Consider the following 1,157-nt stretch of genomic DNA (forward strand, 5'->3'; position numbering starts at 1 on the left):
CATCTTACAATCGCAGCGCGCAGAAGACTTTAAAGACGTCACTATCGAGCGTGAAGATTTGGCATTATTACAGTATACAGGGGGCACGACTGGTAAGCCAAAAGGCGCTATGCTGACCCACTATAATGTCATGGCCAATGTGTGTCAATGCTATGCGATGTTTGGCAATGCGATTGAAGCGGGACGTCGTGAGCAGATTAAGATACTCAATCCGCTGCCGCTTTATCATATCTTCTCCTTTACCGTTTGCGGCTTGCTGGGCATTTATGGCGGCTGGGAAGATGTATTGGTCACCAACCCACGCGATATCGATGGCCTAGTCAAGACCATTGAGCAGCATCGTCCGCATGTCATTCCATCGGTCAATACCTTGTTTATTGGTATGCTGCATCATCCAAAGTTTGCCAGCCTTGATTTTAGTCGCTTGGCGCTATCTATCGGTGGCGGTACAGCGATTATTAAAGCAGTATCTGATCAATGGCAACAAGTCACTGGCATGATAATTAATGAAGGGTACGGCATGTCTGAGACTTCTCCTGTTATCTCTTTTAACCCACCTGGTATTAGCCATTTTAATGGTAGCGTAGGGCTACCATTAGCCATGATGGATATCAAAATCATTGATGAAAATGACTCAGCATGTGCAATTGGCGAGCCTGGAGAGGTAGGCATAAAAGGCCCACAAGTGATGCGCGGCTATTGGCAACAAGATAATACCAACACCTTTACCAAAGATGGTTATTTTAAATCAGGTGATATCGGGGTAATGAATGAAGAAGGGTTTTTGACGCTGGTCGATCGCAAAAAAGATATGATACTGGTTTCAGGATTTAATGTTTATCCTAATGAAGTAGAAGCTGCGTTGACTGAGCATCCAAAAGTACTTGAAGTGGCGGTGATTGGTATTGCAGATGAGCATAGTGGCGAGGTGCCAAAAGCCTTTGTGGTCAAAAAAGAGGCAAGCTTGAGCGTAGAGGAGTTGCAGGCTTTCGCTGGCGAGCGTCTGACAGGTTATAAACGCCCGCAGTCATACGAGTTTATCGATGAATTACCTAAGACGGCGGTAGGTAAGATACTGCGTAAGTCTTTACGTTAGTAGTATGAATAAACTACTTTCGTCCGATTTTATCAAATTTACGATCTTTTAAGCTTAAGTT

The 1,157-nt window shown here is 44.4% G+C and carries 1 protein-coding gene; it reads left to right on the forward strand.

The features are described from left to right. The coding region (locus tag ACS8FD_RS15875; RefSeq protein ID WP_439276558.1) for an AMP-binding protein at window positions 1-1,096 on the forward strand (1,096 nt) is incomplete at its 5' end. Window positions 1,097-1,157: the final 61 nt, after the last annotated feature.

The organism is Psychrobacter sp. 1U2, from assembly GCF_051847575.1.